The organism is Varunaivibrio sulfuroxidans, assembly GCF_029318635.1.
Lineage (GTDB): Bacteria > Pseudomonadota > Alphaproteobacteria > Rhodospirillales > Magnetovibrionaceae > Varunaivibrio > Varunaivibrio sulfuroxidans.
In genome coordinates this window covers 2,724,941-2,738,961 of sequence record NZ_CP119676.1, presented here as the reverse complement: position 1 = coordinate 2,738,961, position 14,021 = coordinate 2,724,941, and the positions used below count along the sequence as shown (strand labels likewise).

24 protein-coding genes are annotated in these 14,021 nt (G+C 57.9%); all 24 read right to left on the bottom strand.

Annotation, left to right across the window (positions count from 1 at the left end; translation table 11 throughout):
* The gene (locus P3M64_RS12840) at positions 1-1,293 is read right to left on the bottom strand and encodes a replication-associated recombination protein A (RefSeq protein WP_132939163.1); all 1,293 of its coding nucleotides are present in this window, start codon (positions 1,291-1,293) and stop codon (positions 1-3) included.
* Positions 1,290-2,726: a DegQ family serine endoprotease gene (locus P3M64_RS12835; protein ID WP_207893164.1), complete on the bottom strand. Its 1,437-nt coding sequence runs from the start codon at positions 2,724-2,726 to the stop codon at positions 1,290-1,292. The genes P3M64_RS12840 and P3M64_RS12835 overlap by 4 nt, the downstream gene beginning before the upstream one ends.
* Before the next feature lie 106 nt (positions 2,727-2,832).
* On the bottom strand, positions 2,833-3,267 hold the full coding sequence (gene rplQ / locus P3M64_RS12830; RefSeq protein WP_132939161.1) for a 50S ribosomal protein L17: 435 nt from the start codon (positions 3,265-3,267) through the stop codon (positions 2,833-2,835).
* A 146-nt stretch (positions 3,268-3,413) separates the two neighbouring features.
* The gene (locus tag P3M64_RS12825) at positions 3,414-4,433 is read right to left on the bottom strand and encodes a DNA-directed RNA polymerase subunit alpha (protein ID WP_132939160.1); all 1,020 of its coding nucleotides are present in this window, start codon (positions 4,431-4,433) and stop codon (positions 3,414-3,416) included.
* 118 nt (positions 4,434-4,551) lie between these two features.
* Positions 4,552-4,944, bottom strand: coding sequence for a 30S ribosomal protein S11 (gene rpsK / locus P3M64_RS12820; RefSeq protein WP_132939159.1), 393 nt, complete (start codon positions 4,942-4,944; stop codon positions 4,552-4,554).
* A gap of 42 nt (positions 4,945-4,986) precedes the next feature.
* Positions 4,987-5,355 carry a 30S ribosomal protein S13 gene (gene rpsM, locus P3M64_RS12815; RefSeq protein ID WP_132939158.1) on the bottom strand — a complete coding sequence of 123 codons (369 nt, stop codon included), beginning with the start codon at positions 5,353-5,355 and terminating at the stop codon, positions 4,987-4,989.
* Between the two features lie 103 nt (positions 5,356-5,458).
* The gene (locus P3M64_RS12810) at positions 5,459-6,103 is read right to left on the bottom strand and encodes an adenylate kinase (protein WP_132939157.1); all 645 of its coding nucleotides are present in this window, start codon (positions 6,101-6,103) and stop codon (positions 5,459-5,461) included.
* Positions 6,104-6,106: 3 nt separating this feature from the next.
* The gene (gene secY / locus P3M64_RS12805; protein WP_132939156.1) at positions 6,107-7,447 is read right to left on the bottom strand and encodes a preprotein translocase subunit SecY; all 1,341 of its coding nucleotides are present in this window, start codon (positions 7,445-7,447) and stop codon (positions 6,107-6,109) included.
* A 31-nt stretch (positions 7,448-7,478) separates the two neighbouring features.
* Positions 7,479-7,973: a 50S ribosomal protein L15 gene (gene rplO / locus P3M64_RS12800; RefSeq protein WP_132939155.1), complete on the bottom strand. Its 495-nt coding sequence runs from the start codon at positions 7,971-7,973 to the stop codon at positions 7,479-7,481.
* 37 nt (positions 7,974-8,010) lie between these two features.
* Complete coding sequence (rpmD, locus tag P3M64_RS12795) at positions 8,011-8,208, bottom strand: 50S ribosomal protein L30 (RefSeq protein ID WP_132939154.1); 198 nt, start codon at positions 8,206-8,208, stop codon at positions 8,011-8,013.
* Between the two features lie 5 nt (positions 8,209-8,213).
* Positions 8,214-8,798, bottom strand: a complete 585-nt coding sequence (gene rpsE / locus P3M64_RS12790) for a 30S ribosomal protein S5 (protein WP_132939153.1) — start codon at positions 8,796-8,798, stop codon at positions 8,214-8,216.
* 12 nt (positions 8,799-8,810) lie between these two features.
* Positions 8,811-9,170 (bottom strand): 50S ribosomal protein L18, encoded by a 360-nt coding sequence (rplR, locus tag P3M64_RS12785; RefSeq protein WP_132939152.1) that lies wholly within the window; start codon positions 9,168-9,170, stop codon positions 8,811-8,813.
* 4 nt (positions 9,171-9,174) lie between these two features.
* Positions 9,175-9,708 carry a 50S ribosomal protein L6 gene (gene rplF / locus P3M64_RS12780; RefSeq protein WP_132939151.1) on the bottom strand — a complete coding sequence of 178 codons (534 nt, stop codon included), beginning with the start codon at positions 9,706-9,708 and terminating at the stop codon, positions 9,175-9,177.
* Between the two features lie 20 nt (positions 9,709-9,728).
* The gene (rpsH, locus tag P3M64_RS12775) at positions 9,729-10,127 is read right to left on the bottom strand and encodes a 30S ribosomal protein S8 (protein WP_132939150.1); all 399 of its coding nucleotides are present in this window, start codon (positions 10,125-10,127) and stop codon (positions 9,729-9,731) included.
* 27 nt (positions 10,128-10,154) lie between these two features.
* The gene (gene rpsN, locus P3M64_RS12770; RefSeq protein WP_132939149.1) at positions 10,155-10,460 is read right to left on the bottom strand and encodes a 30S ribosomal protein S14; all 306 of its coding nucleotides are present in this window, start codon (positions 10,458-10,460) and stop codon (positions 10,155-10,157) included.
* Positions 10,461-11,018 (bottom strand): 50S ribosomal protein L5, encoded by a 558-nt coding sequence (rplE, locus tag P3M64_RS12765; protein WP_132939148.1) that lies wholly within the window; start codon positions 11,016-11,018, stop codon positions 10,461-10,463.
* A gap of 10 nt (positions 11,019-11,028) precedes the next feature.
* Positions 11,029-11,352 carry a 50S ribosomal protein L24 gene (gene rplX, locus P3M64_RS12760; protein ID WP_132939147.1) on the bottom strand — a complete coding sequence of 108 codons (324 nt, stop codon included), beginning with the start codon at positions 11,350-11,352 and terminating at the stop codon, positions 11,029-11,031.
* On the bottom strand, positions 11,352-11,720 hold the full coding sequence (rplN, locus tag P3M64_RS12755; protein ID WP_132939146.1) for a 50S ribosomal protein L14: 369 nt from the start codon (positions 11,718-11,720) through the stop codon (positions 11,352-11,354). The genes rplX and rplN overlap by 1 nt, the downstream gene beginning before the upstream one ends.
* Positions 11,721-11,774: 54 nt before the next feature.
* Positions 11,775-12,011 carry a 30S ribosomal protein S17 gene (gene rpsQ / locus P3M64_RS12750; RefSeq protein WP_132939145.1) on the bottom strand — a complete coding sequence of 79 codons (237 nt, stop codon included), beginning with the start codon at positions 12,009-12,011 and terminating at the stop codon, positions 11,775-11,777.
* Between the two features lie 11 nt (positions 12,012-12,022).
* The gene (gene rpmC, locus P3M64_RS12745) at positions 12,023-12,217 is read right to left on the bottom strand and encodes a 50S ribosomal protein L29 (RefSeq protein ID WP_132939144.1); all 195 of its coding nucleotides are present in this window, start codon (positions 12,215-12,217) and stop codon (positions 12,023-12,025) included.
* A gap of 1 nt (position 12,218) precedes the next feature.
* Entirely contained in the window at positions 12,219-12,638 is a 420-nt protein-coding gene (rplP, locus tag P3M64_RS12740) for a 50S ribosomal protein L16 (protein ID WP_132939143.1), read from the bottom strand.
* Positions 12,639-12,674: 36 nt separating this feature from the next.
* The gene (gene rpsC / locus P3M64_RS12735) at positions 12,675-13,355 is read right to left on the bottom strand and encodes a 30S ribosomal protein S3 (RefSeq protein ID WP_132939142.1); all 681 of its coding nucleotides are present in this window, start codon (positions 13,353-13,355) and stop codon (positions 12,675-12,677) included.
* Positions 13,355-13,735, bottom strand: coding sequence for a 50S ribosomal protein L22 (gene rplV / locus P3M64_RS12730; RefSeq protein WP_132939141.1), 381 nt, complete (start codon positions 13,733-13,735; stop codon positions 13,355-13,357). The genes rpsC and rplV overlap by 1 nt, the downstream gene beginning before the upstream one ends.
* Positions 13,736-13,737: 2 nt before the next feature.
* Positions 13,738-14,016 (bottom strand): 30S ribosomal protein S19, encoded by a 279-nt coding sequence (gene rpsS / locus P3M64_RS12725; RefSeq protein ID WP_132939140.1) that lies wholly within the window; start codon positions 14,014-14,016, stop codon positions 13,738-13,740.
* Positions 14,017-14,021: the final 5 nt, after the last annotated feature.

Here is a 14,021-nt window from a genome sequence, read left to right as displayed (position 1 = left end):
CTAATCCCCCTTCTCCGTTCTCAATTTCGCCCAATAAGCAATGCGTTTGGCGACCTCCCGTTCGAAGCCGCGGTCCTTGGGCGTATAAAACTGATGACGCGCCATGCCCTCGGGGAAGTAGTCCTGCCCCGAAAAGCCCTCATCGGCGTCATGATCGTAACGATATCCCGCGCCATACCCCATCGATTTCATCATCTTCGTCGGGGCGTTTAAAATATGCTTGGGCGGCATTAACGAGCCGGTTTTTTTCGCCGTCGCCAGCGCCGCCTTGCCCGCCACGTAGGCGGCGTTCGATTTGGGCGCCGTGCCCAAGTAAATCACGCATTGGACCAGGGCCAGTTCCCCCTCGGGGCTGCCTAGGCGCTCGTAGGCCTCCCACGCCGCGATCGCCTGGGGCAAGGCCCCGGGGTCGGCCATGCCGATATCCTCCGAGGCGAAGCGCACCAGCCGCCGGGCGATAAAGCGCGGGTCCTCGCCCCCCGCCAGCATCCGGCTCAACCAATACAAGGCGGCGTCGGTATCCGATCCGCGCAGGGATTTATGCAGCGCCGAGATCAGATTGTAGTGCCCCTCCTGGGCCTTATCGTACAACGGCATACGCTTTTGCACGACATCGGCCAGGGCGGCGCTGTCCAGCGGGCCGCCTCGTTCCGGCAATGAAAGGATTTCGTCGGCCATATTGAGCAGATAGCGACCGTCGCCATCGGCCATCGCCCTGAGGGCGGCGCGGGCGTCGGCGTCGATCGGCAAGGGCCGTCCCTCGGCCTCTTCCGCACGGGCGAGCAGACGCTCGAGCGCCGCGTCGTCGAGACGGTTCAAGACCAGAACCTGGCATCGCGACAACAGGGCGGGGTTAAGCTCGAACGACGGATTTTCCGTCGTCGCCCCAACGAGGGTCACCGTACCGTCTTCGACGTAGGGCAGGAAGCCGTCTTGCTGGGCGCGGTTGAAGCGATGGATCTCGTCGATGAACAGCACCGTGCCCTGGCCGTCCGCACGGCGTTTTTGCGCCGCGGCGAACACCTTGCGCAAATCGGCGACGCCGGAAAAAACTGCCGATAAAGGTTCGAAGTGCATCGCCGTGCCATCGGCGATCAGGCGCGCGATGGTGGTCTTCCCGGTTCCCGGCGGCCCCCACAAAATCAACGACGACAACCGCCCCGACGCCAGCATGCGCCCCAGCGGCGCATCTTTTTTCAGCAGGTGATCCTGCCCCACCACGTCGTCCAACAGCTGCGGGCGCAGCCGATCGGCCAGGGGGCGCGGCGCCTGATTTTCGAAAAGGCTGCTCATCCTCCAAGCGCCAACGACAGTTTTTGCCCGTTGCGTTCGATCACGATGCGCCATCCCCTCCCGACGTTGCTCAGGGCCTGTTTGACCTGGGTAACCGCATCCGTCTTCATTCCGTTAATACGCAATATCCGATCCCCGGGCTGGAAGCCCAAACGACCGGCGTTGCTGGCTTCGAGGACATGCATGACGATCACACCCCGGGCGCCGTCCTCAAGGTCGTTTTCCTGCGCCAAGGCCGGGTTGATGTTGGCGATCACCGCGCCGGACAGTGGCGTCGCTCCCTTCACCTGCGTGGTGTCGCGCGGCGGCGTCTCCGGCGGCGCCACCAACGCCACCGTGAGCGTGATTGTCTTTTTATGTCGCAACACCTTCAGTCGGGTGCTACGCCCGACTCCCATCGTCGCCAGGCGAAAGCGAAGATCCTGTGGGGTTTCGACTTCTCGTCCGTCAATCGCCAGCACAACGTCTCCGACGCGCAACCCGCCTTTCTCGGCGGGGCCGCCGGGGACAACTTTACCCAACATAACGCCATAAGGCCGGTCCAACCCCAGCGCTTGCGCCATGTCGGCGCTGACCGCCTGCCCCGACGCGCCGAGCCAGGGGCGCACCAAGTGGCCGCTTTTTTCAATACTGGAGATGGCGGCGCGCACCAGGTTCGACGGGATGGCGAACCCGATCCCCATCGAACCGCCGGACTTGGAATAGATCGCCGTGTTCAGCCCCACCAAACGACCGTCCATCGCCACCAATGCGCCACCGGAATTTCCCGGGTTGATCGCGGCGTCGGTTTGAATGTAGGAATTCAAATCCGACAACCCCGCCTGCGTGCGCGCCAACGCCGAAACGATGCCGCTGGTGACCGTCTGACCCACGCCGAAGGGATTGCCGATGGCCAGCACCAGATCGCCGACCTGAACCTTATCGGAATCGTCGAATTTCAAGGTTGGCAAGCGTACGCCCTTGCCCGGGTTAATTTTCAAAACCGCAAGATCTACCCGGGCGTCGGTGCCCAATATCCGGGCGCTAAATTCCCGCTTGTCGGCGAGCACGACCTTAATTTCATCCGCCCCTTCGATGACGTGATTATTGGTGACGATCAGCCCCCGCCCATCGACGATGACCCCCGACCCCAGGGCATTTTGAACCTGCTTGCGCGTCCCGCCGAGGGTGTGGCCGAATTGATCGCCGAAGAAATGGCGAAAAAAAGGATCGTTGAAAAGCGGCGCGACCTGGCGCACGCGAACGGTTTTCGAGGTAAAAATATTGACCACGGCGGGAGCGACCCTGCGTACGATCGGCGCATAGGACAATTGAATTTCGGACCGCGATTCGGGCGCGCGCCGATCGACCTGGGACCAGGCCCCCTGCGAAAAAGCGATGCTGGCGCCCAACATCGCCGAAAACGTCAGCGCAATCTTCAACAGCCGGTTCATACTTAAATTCTTCCCCGTAAATGAGACCAATATATGGCGACATTTTAGTCCAAACGTAAAGAGGCAGCCCGAAGGCTGCCTCATAGATACCCGCTTTAAACGCGGATTATTCAGCGGAATCGTCTTCCGATGCAGCGGCTTCGGCGGCAACCCGAGCCTTGTCGGCGGCGCCCTTGGCGTCGGCGTCGCGTTCAACCAATTCGATCACCGCCATCGGCGCCGCGTCGCCGTAGCGCATACCGGCCTTCAAAACCCGGCAATACCCGCCGTTGCGTTCCTTGAACCGTTCGGCCAGCGGACCGAACAGCTTGGCGACGATGGCATCGTCGCGCAAAACCGAAAACGCCTGACGTCGAGCGTGCAAATCGCCGCGTTTGCCCAGGGTGATCATGCGATCGACGAAACGTCGAAGATCCTTGGCCTTGGGCAGCGTGGTCTTGATCTGTTCGTGCATCAGTAAGGACGCCGTCATGTTGGCGAACATCGCCTTACGATGGCTGCTGGTGCGGTTCAGTTTACGTCCACTCATACGGTGACGCATGACGGTCTCCTTTGTGATCTTGATTGCGCGCACGCAATCGATAATGCTCGACACGGCTCTGCTTTGCAGCGCAACGAAATTGCACATAAAGGCAAACACCGCGACGTCGGGCCACCCCGGCCCGGGTCGTTGACGTGAAGTTCCCGTTAGTAGGGCTCTTCGAGTTTCTTGGCCAGTTCCTCGATATTTTCAGGCGGCCAGTTGGGAATATCCATCCCCAGGTGAAGCCCCATTTGGGATAGGACTTCCTTAATCTCATTGAGCGACTTACGCCCGAAATTCGGGGTCCGCAGCATGTCCGACTCGGTCTTTTGCACCAAATCGCCGATGTAAATGATGTTGTCGTTTTTCAGGCAATTGGCCGAACGAACGGACAGTTCCAACTCATCGACCTTACGCAACAGATTTTTGTTGAAGGGCAAGTCGTCCTTGGCGTCTTCTTTCGCCGTCGCCGTCTCCGGCTCCTCGAAATTGACGAACAGGCGCAATTGCTCTTGCAGAATGCGGGCGGCCAGGGCCACCGCATCCTCGGGCGAAACCGACCCGTTGGTTAGCACGTCGAGAGAGAGTTTATCCAAGTCGGTATCTTGCCCGACACGGGTATTCTCGATTTTATAGCTGACCTTGCGCACAGGCGAGAAAACGGAATCGATCGGAATCAGGCCGATCGGCGGATCCTCGGGACGGTTCTGCGCCGCGGCGACATACCCCTTTCCGGTATCGACGTAAAACTCCATGTGCAGCTTGGAGCCTTCGTCGAGATGACAGATCACGAGATCGGGGTCCATGACCGCGATGTCGGGTCCGGTTTCGATCATCCCCGCCGTCACGGCGCCGGCTTTGGTCGCCGTCAAGGACATCCGTTTCTTTCCCTCGCTCGCGACGCCAAGACCCATCGCCTTGATGTTGAGGATGATATCGGTAACGTCTTCGCGAACGCCGGGAATGGACGAAAACTCATGTTGGACGCCATCGATATGAATGGCCGTCACGGCGCCTCCGCGAAGGGAGGACAAAAGAACGCGGCGCAATGCATTGCCGAGAGTCAAGCCGAAACCGCGCTCGAGCGGTTCGGCAACCACGGTCGCATGACGCGCCGGGTCCGCACCAGGGACGACCTCAAGCTTGCTGGGCTTAATAAGTTCCTGCCAATTTTTTTGAATCACGGGTGTGACCTCACGTCTGGCGATTTCACGACGCCCCCGATCGGGGACTTCTCATAGTTCAACCGTTTCCAAAAGGAAACGGTTGCCGGGTGAACCGGATAACCTGCGGTGCGCGTCGTTAAACGCGACGGCGCTTGCGCGGGCGGCAGCCATTGTGCGGAATCGGCGTCACGTCGCGAATGGACGTAATCGTAAACCCTACGGACTGCAGGGCGCGCAGCGCCGATTCACGACCGGACCCCGGACCCTTGACTTCGACCTCGAGGGTTTGCATACCATGATCCTGCGCCTTACGTCCGGCATCTTCGGCGGCCATCTGGGCGGCATAGGGGGTCGATTTGCGCGACCCCTTAAAGCCCTGGCTTCCCGCCGACGACCACGCAATCGCGTTGCCCTGGGCATCGGAAATCGTAATCATGGTATTGTTGAACGTCGCGTTCACATGGGCGACGCCAGAAACGATGTTCTTACGCTCGCGGCGACGGGGGCGCTGCGTGGATGGTTTTGCCATTTGTATTCCTCAGGTTAAACGGTCGGTATTGCTCGTTACCGATTATTTTTTCTTACCGGCAATAGACTTGGCCGGGCCTTTACGGGTCCGGGCGTTGGTGTGGGTGCGTTGCCCATGCACCGGAAGACCACGACGGTGACGCAAGCCGCGATAACACCCAAGGTCCATCAGCCGTTTGATATTCATGGCGACTTCACGACGCAGATCGCCTTCGACCCGATAGCCCGAATCGATGGTTTCACGGATGCGCAGGATTTCATCGTCGGACAGCTCATGGACGCGCCGCTCGCTGGGAACACCAACCTTTGCGCAGATTTCCTTGGCGTGGGTACGGCCAATGCCGTGGATATAAGTCAGCGAGATTTCGACCCTTTTAGCGGTCGGAATGTTAACGCCTGCGATTCGGGCCAAAGCCGGATCTCCTTAAACTTTGGTTTTAAACGATATTCATGACAGAATCCTGAATGAAGGGCGCGATTATATGCCGAAACATTCTCAAGTCAACATGAACTCGTCAAACCACGATTTCGTTCAACTGACGGGTGACCTCGTCGATCGCGGCCATTCCGTCAACACTCTTCAAAACCCCCTTGCCGGCATAGTATCCGGCGATCGGGGCCGTTTGCTCGTGATATGCGTCAAGACGCGCACGAACGGTCTCGGCGTTATCGTCGGCGCGGCGCTTAAACTCCGTGCCGCCGCACTTATCGCAAACGCCGTCCTGTTTGGGTTTCTGAAACGAGTCATGATAACCCGCACCACATTTCGCGCAGGTATAACGCCCCGTCACCCGTTCGACCATGGCGTCGTCATCGACCTTGATTTCGATGACATGGTCAATCTTCAGTGACTTATCCGACAGCATCGTGTCCAACGCCTCGGCCTGGGCCGTCGTGCGCGGAAAGCCGTCGAGAATAAACCCGTTTTTACAATCGTCCTGGTCGATCCGCGAGGAAATCATGTTGATGATCAACTCGTCCGAGACCAAGCCGCCCGATTGCATGACTTCTTTTGCCTGCTGGCCGAGGGCGCTTCCCGAAGCCACCTCGGCGCGCAGCATGTCGCCCGTGGACAGTTGTACGATGTTCAACGATTCTTCGAGCCGTTTCGCCTGCGTACCTTTGCCTGCACCCGGCGGTCCTAAAAGAATTAAATTCATAATTTAACGCCTTCCCCTAAGTTTTGATTTTTTGATTAAGCCTTCGTACTGATGGGCGAACATGTGCGATTGGATCTGCGAGACCGTATCCAAGGTCACTGTGACGACAATCAACAGGCTCGTTCCACCGAAATAAAAGGGTACTGAAAAACGTGAGATCAATATCTCCGGCAACAAACACACGGCGGCCAGATATGCGGCGCCCAGAACCGTGAGTCTGGTTAATATTTTATCCAAATAATGAGCGGTGTTCTTTCCCGGACGAATGCCCGGTATAAACCCGCCGTACTTCTTCAAGTTATCGGATGTCTCTACAGGGTTAAACACAACTGCAGTATAAAAGAAAGCAAAAAATACAATCAATAAGGTGTATATGGACAGATACAGCGGTTGTCCGCGCCCGAGAAGTGTGGCTACCGTGGACAGCCATGCCGGCCCCTGCCCCGCGGAAAGACCGATCAGCGTGACGGGCATCAGCAAAAGAGAACTGGCGAAGATCGGGGGGATCACGCCCGCCGTGTTGATCTTCAGCGGCAGGTGGGTGCTTTCACCGCCCATCACCTTATTGCCCTGCTGGCGCTTGGGATATTGAATAATGATTCGGCGCTGGGCGCGTTCCATGTAGATAATGAAAAAGATCACACCCACGGCCATCACCAACAAGCCGACGATGAACAGGGTGGACAGCGCGCCCGTGCGGCCCAACTCCAAAGTTCCGGCAACCGCCTGGGGCAGGTGCGCCACAATTCCCGCGAAGATGATCAACGAAATACCGTTGCCGACGCCGCGCGCCGTCATCTGCTCGCCCAACCACATCAAGAACATGGTGCCGCCGGTCAGCGTGATCACGGTGGTGAAACGGAAAAACATCCCCGGATCATGAACGGCGCTGCCCGCGCTCGAAGTCATCCCCTCGAGCCCGACGGCGATCCCGTAGGCCTGCATGACCGTGATCGCGACGGTCAAATAGCGGGTGTACTGGTTGATCTTCATCCGCCCGCTTTCGCCTTCTTTCTTCAGCGCCTCAAGTTGCGGCGAAACCGCCGTCATCAACTGGATAATAATCGACGCCGAGATATAGGGCATGATATTGAGGGCGAAAACGGTCATCCGCGACAAAGCGCCGCCGGCGAACATATCGAACATCCCCAGGACACCGCCGGAATTCTGACGGAAAATATCCGCAAGAACGACCGAATCGATGCCCGGCAGAGGGATGTACGTTCCCAGCCGATACACGATGAGAGCGCCCAGGGTAAACCAAAGACGCTTCTTGAGCTCCGTCGCCTTTTGGAAGGCTTGGAAGCTCATGTTCGATGCAAGCTGTTCGGCGGCGGATGACATCTGTGCGCGGTTCCTTATCGCAAAAAGCGGGTTATTTGTCTTCGGTATCCGCGGCCGCAGCCTTGGCGGGAGCGACGACGCTCACCGAACCTCCGGCCTTTTCGACCGCCATGATGGCCGACTTGGACGCACCGGCGACCTCGATCGCCACCTTAGCGGAAAGCGCGCCGTGACCAAGCAGACGTAGGCCGTCATATTGCCCCTTCAACATGCCCGCCGCGCGCAAGGCCGCTTCGTTGATCGGCTTTTTAACGTCCAACTTTTTGTCGTCGATCGCTTTTTGCAACTTGCCCAAATTGATTTCGGCGTAGTTTTTGGTGAACGGGTTTTTGAAGCCGCGCTTCGGCAAACGCCGATAGAGCGGCATCTGACCGCCTTCGAAACCGACCAGCGAGACGCCGGAGCGCGACTTTTGACCCTTGACGCCGCGTCCAGCGGTTTTACCGGTTCCCGAGGCGATACCTCGACCGACGCGCTTGCGCGCTTTGGTCGCACCCGAATTGTCCGACAGTTGATTGAGTTTCATTCTATTATCCTCATATTCCTTGCGCCGAAGGCGCCGCTTAGGCGGCGTCTTCGACTCGGAGAAGGTGTTTTACTTTTTCGATCATGCCACGCACCGAAGGGGTATCCTCCAGCTCACGGGTACGATGCAACTTATTCAGTCCCAAGCCGATCAAGGTGGCGCGTTGGTCGCTTTTACGACCAATCGGGCTTTTCACCTGAGTCACGGTCACCGTGGCTTTTTTCTTCGCAGGCATCGAGCTTACTCCTTACCGGCGCTGACGACGACATCGCTGTCGCCACGGCGCGTCACGATTTCGCTGACCTTCAGGCCCCGGCGCGACGCCACACTGCGCGGAGAGGCGCACCGCTTCAAGGCGTCGAACGTCGCCTTAATCATGTTGTGCGGGTTTGCCGTGCCGTTGGATTTGGCGACGACATCCTGAACGCCCATGGTTTCAAAAATGGCGCGCATCGGGCCACCGGCAATGACGCCGGTACCGGCGGGGGCGCTGCGCAAGATCACGTTGCCGGCGCCATAATGACCGACGATATCGTGATGCAAGGTGCGCCCGTCGCGCAACGGAACGCGAATCATTTTCTTCTTGGCGTCTTCCGTCGCCTTGCGAATGGCCTCGGGGACCTCCCGGGCCTTCCCGGTGCCGAAACCGACACGACCGCGCCCATCGCCAACGACAACTAGGGCGGCGAACGAAAAGTTACGCCCGCCCTTAACCACCTTGGAGACTCGGTTAATTCCAACCAGACGATCCAGGAGTTCGACCTCCTCGCGCTGGCGCGGTTGGCCTCGGCCCGACTTATTTCCACGGGGGGCATTTTGTGCCATCAAACGAACTCCTTAGAAAGACAGACCGGCTTCACGCGCCGCATCCGCTAAAGCTTTGACCCGACCATGGTAGCGATATCCGCCACGATCGAAAACGACGTCCTTGATCCCTGCGGCCAGGGCACGCTCGGCGATCAGCTTGCCCACTTCAACTGCGGCCAAAACGTTGGCGTTGGTGAACTTACCACGCAGATCCTTTTCCAAGGTCGAAGCGCTGGCGAGCGTGGCGCCCTGCTTGTCGTCGATAATCTGGGCGTAGACGTATTTGTTGGAACGAAATACCGACAAACGAATCCGACCACCAGCAAGACTGGCAAGGCGGGACCTGTTCCGTTGACGGCGGCGAGCAAAGAGTTTTTTCGCGTTTGCCATGGTTCTACTTCTTCTTGCCTTCCTTGCGGATAATGAATTCATCGGCGTAACGCACGCCCTTGCCCTTATAGGGTTCGGGGGGGCGATACGAACGGATTTTCGCCGCCGTCTGACCGACGCGCTGACGATCGGCGCCACTGATTTCGATGTGGGTCTGATCAGGACAGGCGATCGTGATGCCTTCCGGCGAGGGATGACGCACTTCGTGGCTAAAACCCAACTGAAGCACAAGATCCTTGCCCTGCATCTGCGCGCGATAGCCGACACCGCTGATTTCGAGCTTTTTGGTGAAGCCTTCGGAAACACCGACGACAAGGTTGTTGACGACGCTGCGCGACATTCCCCACATCGCCTGGGCCCGCGCCGAAGAGCCGGACGGAGCGACACGAAGCTCGCCGCTTTCTTGGGTGATCATGACTTCATCGGGCAGAGTGGCGCTGAGAAGACCCAATTTTCCTTTAACATTAACGTTCAAACCGTCGATTTCGACGGAGACGCCATCCGGTACGGGGATGGCGTTTTTACCAATGCGAGACATGGCTTATTCCTTCCCCTTCCTTAAAAGACTTGGCACAGCACTTCACCGCCAACGTTGGCGGCGCGCGCTTCGGCATCGCTCATCACGCCACGCGGAGTGGAGATGATCGAGATGCCCAAACCATTATAGACCTTCGACAGGTCCTTAATTTTCGAATAGACACGCCGTCCCGGCTTGGAAACGCGCGAGATCTCCTGAATCACGGGGCTGCCCTCGTGATATTTCAGTTCGATCTTCACTTCCTTGACGCCGGTACGAACCTCGGCCAACTCATAGCCACGAATAAAACCTTCGCGCTGAAGGACTTCCAGCACATTAGTGCGCAAATTCGACGCCGGAGCGTAAACGACGCTTTTTCCCGCGCGTTGCCCGTTGCGGATACGGGTCAGCATATCGCCTAAGGGGTCTGTCATAGACATTGGTTTTGTACTCCCTAACCTACGCGCTTACCAGCTCGACTTGACCATGCCGGGGATTTCTCCACGGGAGGCCAAATCTCGCAGGGCGATACGCGACAGCTTGAACTTGCGGTAGTTGCCCCGAGGGCGTCCGCTCAGTTCACAGCGCAGGCGCGCGCGCACAGGCGATGAGTTGCGCGGCAAGGCCGCAAGTTTCAATTGGGCGTTGAAGCGATCTTCGGCGGAGGCCTCGGAATCCTTCGTAATGGCCTTGAGCGCGGCGCGCTTGGCGGCGAACTTCGCAATCAGGCGTTCGCGCTTGGCGTTGCGTTCGACGGAACTCTTCTTAGCCATTTACTTGTCTCCTCCGGTCTCGCCGCGGAAAGGCATGTTGAACGCCTTCAACAGAGCCTTGGCTTCGGCGTCGGTCTTGGCGTTGGTGCAGATAACGATGTCCATGCCCCGAATTTTATCGACCCGATCATAATCGATTTCGGGGAACACGATTTGCTCCTTCAGGCCCATGGCGTAATTGCCACGACCGTCGAAACATTTTGCCGACACCCCGCGAAAATCGCGTACCCGCGGCAATGCAACGGTGATCAGACGATCGAAAAACTCAAACATGCGATCCCGGCGCAACGTCACCTTGCATCCGACGATCATATCCTCGCGCAGCTTAAATCCGGCGATGGATTTCTTGGCGCGGGTAATCACAGGCTTTTGTCCGGTGATCGCGGTCATGTCTTCCAACGCGCCCTCGATCTTTTTCTTGTCCTGGGACGCCTCACCGACACCCATGTTCAACACAATCTTCTCCAAACGGGGAATTTCCATCGGATTGGTGTAATTGAACTGAGCCTGCAGGGTCGGCACGACCTCGTCTTTATAAAATTCTTGCAAACGTGTCATTTTCGATCCCTCACTTGTCGATGACTTCGCCGGAGCGCTTGGCGAAACGCACCTTGCGACCGTCTTCGAGAACCTTAAAGCCGACACGGGTCGGCTTATCGTCGGAAGGATCGGCGATGGCGAGATTGGAAACGGCGATCGGCGCTTCTTTTTCAATAATTCCACCGGCCTCGGTCTGGCTCGGACGCGTGTGGCGCTTCACCGTGTTGACACCCTGAACGACGGCGCGATTGTCTTTCGGCTCGACGCGCAGAACCTCGCCGATCTTACCCTTGCTGCGGCCGGTGGTGACCACCACGCGATCGCCTTTTTTAATTTTCAGTTTCGTCGCCATCACAACACCTCGGGGGCCAGCGAAATGATTTTCATGTATTTCTTGGACCGCAACTCACGAGTCACGGGGCCAAAAATACGCGTGCCGACCGGCTCGCCCTGCTTGTTGATCAGCACGGCGGCATTGCTGTCGAAACGAATCGACGAACCGTCGGCTCGTTTGACATCCTTCGCGGTACGCACGACGACAGCGCGGGCGACTTCGCCCTTCTTGACGCGGCCGCGCGGGATGGCTTCCTTGACGGAGACGACGATAACGTCGCCCACCGAAGCATATTTACGCTTAGATCCGCCCAGCACCTTAATGCATTGGACTTTGCGCGCTCCGGAATTGTCAGCTACCTCCAGATTGGTTTCCACCTGGATCATTACTTCGTTCCTTTTTCAAGCATCACGGTCTCCGCCGGCAAGGTTGCCCTTGCTTTAAGCGGACTCGGTGACGACTTCCCAAACCTTACGCTTGGAGATGGGCTTGCATTCGCGGATCTTAACCAAATCACCGGTCTTGCAAACATTCGTTTCATCGTGAGCAGCATATTTCTTGGATTTACGGATGAACTTTTTGTAAAGCGGGTGCATTACTTTGCGTTCGACCAAAACCGTTACGGTCTTATCCATTTTGTCGCTGACCACGACTCCTTGCATTACACGCCTCGGCATATCGTGCTCCTTTACGCGGACTTCGCGCGTTCGTTCAATAAAGTCTTAATACGCGCGATGTCACGCTTGACCTGGCGCCGACGCGCCGTGTTTTCGAGCTGCCCACTGGCCGCCTGAAAACGTAAATTAAAAGATTCCTTGCGCCGGTCCAAAAGCTGATCTTTCAGCTCGTCGTCGCTTTTCGGTCGCAGATCTTGGGCTTTCATCTCAGTCCTCCTCGCCAAGGCGGGTGACCATGCGGGTCCCGATCGGCAATTTAGCGGCGGCCAGCTCGAAGGCGCGTTTTGCGACATCGTAGGGCACGCCGTCAACCTCAAACATGATCCGACCGGGTTTAATGCGCGCCGCCCAAAACTCAGGCGACCCCTTACCCTTACCTTGACGGACTTCGGCGGGCTTGCTCGAAACCGGAACATCGGGAAAAATCCGAATCCACACGCGACCGGCACGCTTCATGTGGCGCGTCATGGCGCGACGAGCAGCCTCGATCTGGCGTGCCGTCAGGCGCTCCGGCGATGTCGCCTTCAGGCCGTAGGTGCCAAAATTCAGTGTAAAGCCACCCTTGGCGACGCCATGGATGCGGCCTTTGTGCTGCTTGCGATATTTCGTACGCTTTGGGCTCAGCATGTGCTTGACCTATTCTTTCTTCACCTCGCGAACCGCTCAGCGGCTCGGCTGTTGGTCCTGGGCGCGTTTATCAACCGCCATCGGATCGTGGGCCAAAATTTCGCCCTTATAGATCCATACCTTGACGCCACAAGCGCCATACGTGGTGTGCGCCGTGGATACGCCATAATCGACATCGGCGCGCAACGTGTGCAAAGGCACCCGGCCTTCGCGGTACCACACCGTGCGCGCGATCTCGGCGCCGCCCAAACGTCCGGCGCAATTGACCCGAATGCCTTCGGCGCCGAGGCGCATCGCGGACTGCACGGCGCGCTTCATGGCGCGGCGAATGGAAACGCGGCGTTCCAGTTGCTGGGCGATTCCGTCGGCGACCAATTGGGCGTCAATTTCAGGCTTGCGGATTTCTACGATATTTACGTGAACTTCGGAACCCGTAATTTTAGAAACTTCCTGGCGCAGCTTTTCGATGTCCGCGCCCTTCTTGCCGATAATGACGCCGGGCCGCGCGCTGTGGATCGTCACACGGGCTTTTTTCGCCGGGCGTTCGATAACGATTTTCGAAACGCTCGCCTGCGCCAGGCGCTTTTTTAGGTACGTGCGGATCTTGAGATCCTCGTGAAGCATCACGCCATAGCTTTGATCCTGACCATACCAGCGCGAATCCCAGGTGCGAATGACGCCGACGCGAAAGCCGATCGGATTAATTTTATGTCCCATCAGACAGTTTCCTCTCGTTCACGTACGATGACGCGCAAATTGCTAAACGGTTTCATGATCCGCCCCGTACGGCCACGCGCACGGGCGCGCCAGCGTTTCATGACCATCGCGCGGCCCACGGTGGCCTCGGCGACATAAAGGCGGTCAACGTCGAGTTGATGGTTGTTCTCGGCGTTGGCGATCGCGGCCTCCAGGACTTTTTTTACTTCGCCGGCGACCCTACGCTTGGAGAACGTCAAATCCCCCAAGGCGCGTTCGCAGCTTTTGCCGCGAATAAATCCAGCGACCACATTCAGCTTTTGCGCGCTGGTGCGGATCATCTTCGACGATGCCATCGCTTCCGTATCGGCAAGCTGGCTGACAAAGGCTTTCTTACCCATGATTATCCCCTCTTGCCTTTTTTGTCGGCGATATGGCCGGCAAAGGTGCGGGTCGGCGAAAATTCACCCATTTTATGGCCGATCATATCCTCGGTCACCAGGACCGGGATAAACTTGCGTCCGTTGTAGACGCCGAAGGTCAGGCCGACAAACTGCGGCAGAACCGTCGAACGGCGCGACCACGTTTTGATGACCTGGTTGCGCCCGGAGGCGCGCGCATCATCGGCTTTTTTAAGCAGATAGGAGTCCACGAAGGGGCCCTTAGTGACGGAACGAGGCACGGTCG

What these genes read in the sequence shown, in the direction of transcription:
- P3M64_RS12840 (WP_132939163.1), bottom strand. Translation starts at nt 1,293, where the DNA reads ATGAGCAGCCTTTTCGAAAATCAGGCGCCGCGCCCCCTGGCCGATCGG.
- P3M64_RS12835 (WP_207893164.1), bottom strand. Translation starts at nt 2,726, where the DNA reads ATGAACCGGCTGTTGAAGATTGCGCTGACGTTTTCGGCGATGTTGGGC.
- rplQ (WP_132939161.1), bottom strand. Translation starts at nt 3,267, where the DNA reads ATGCGTCACCGTATGAGTGGACGTAAACTGAACCGCACCAGCAGCCAT.
- rpsK (WP_132939159.1), bottom strand. Translation starts at nt 4,944, where the DNA reads ATGGCAAAACCATCCACGCAGCGCCCCCGTCGCCGCGAGCGTAAGAAC.
- P3M64_RS12810 (WP_132939157.1), bottom strand. Translation starts at nt 6,103, where the DNA reads ATGAATTTAATTCTTTTAGGACCGCCGGGTGCAGGCAAAGGTACGCAG.
- secY (WP_132939156.1), bottom strand. Translation starts at nt 7,447, where the DNA reads ATGTCATCCGCCGCCGAACAGCTTGCATCGAACATGAGCTTCCAAGCC.
- rplO (WP_132939155.1), bottom strand. Translation starts at nt 7,973, where the DNA reads ATGAAACTCAATCAACTGTCGGACAATTCGGGTGCGACCAAAGCGCGC.
- rpmD (WP_132939154.1), bottom strand. Translation starts at nt 8,208, where the DNA reads ATGCCTGCGAAGAAAAAAGCCACGGTGACCGTGACTCAGGTGAAAAGC.
- rpsE (WP_132939153.1), bottom strand. Translation starts at nt 8,798, where the DNA reads ATGGCACAAAATGCCCCCCGTGGAAATAAGTCGGGCCGAGGCCAACCG.
- rplR (WP_132939152.1), bottom strand. Translation starts at nt 9,170, where the DNA reads ATGGCAAACGCGAAAAAACTCTTTGCTCGCCGCCGTCAACGGAACAGG.
- rplF (WP_132939151.1), bottom strand. Translation starts at nt 9,708, where the DNA reads ATGTCTCGCATTGGTAAAAACGCCATCCCCGTACCGGATGGCGTCTCC.
- rpsH (WP_132939150.1), bottom strand. Translation starts at nt 10,127, where the DNA reads ATGTCTATGACAGACCCCTTAGGCGATATGCTGACCCGTATCCGCAAC.
- rpsN (WP_132939149.1), bottom strand. Translation starts at nt 10,460, where the DNA reads ATGGCTAAGAAGAGTTCCGTCGAACGCAACGCCAAGCGCGAACGCCTG.
- rplE (WP_132939148.1), bottom strand. Translation starts at nt 11,018, where the DNA reads ATGACACGTTTGCAAGAATTTTATAAAGACGAGGTCGTGCCGACCCTG.
- rplX (WP_132939147.1), bottom strand. Translation starts at nt 11,352, where the DNA reads ATGGCGACGAAACTGAAAATTAAAAAAGGCGATCGCGTGGTGGTCACC.
- rplN (WP_132939146.1), bottom strand. Translation starts at nt 11,720, where the DNA reads ATGATCCAGGTGGAAACCAATCTGGAGGTAGCTGACAATTCCGGAGCG.
- rpsQ (WP_132939145.1), bottom strand. Translation starts at nt 12,011, where the DNA reads ATGCCGAGGCGTGTAATGCAAGGAGTCGTGGTCAGCGACAAAATGGAT.
- rpmC (WP_132939144.1), bottom strand. Translation starts at nt 12,217, where the DNA reads ATGAAAGCCCAAGATCTGCGACCGAAAAGCGACGACGAGCTGAAAGAT.
- rplP (WP_132939143.1), bottom strand. Translation starts at nt 12,638, where the DNA reads ATGCTGAGCCCAAAGCGTACGAAATATCGCAAGCAGCACAAAGGCCGC.
- rpsC (WP_132939142.1), bottom strand. Translation starts at nt 13,355, where the DNA reads ATGGGACATAAAATTAATCCGATCGGCTTTCGCGTCGGCGTCATTCGC.
- rplV (WP_132939141.1), bottom strand. Translation starts at nt 13,735, where the DNA reads ATGGGTAAGAAAGCCTTTGTCAGCCAGCTTGCCGATACGGAAGCGATG.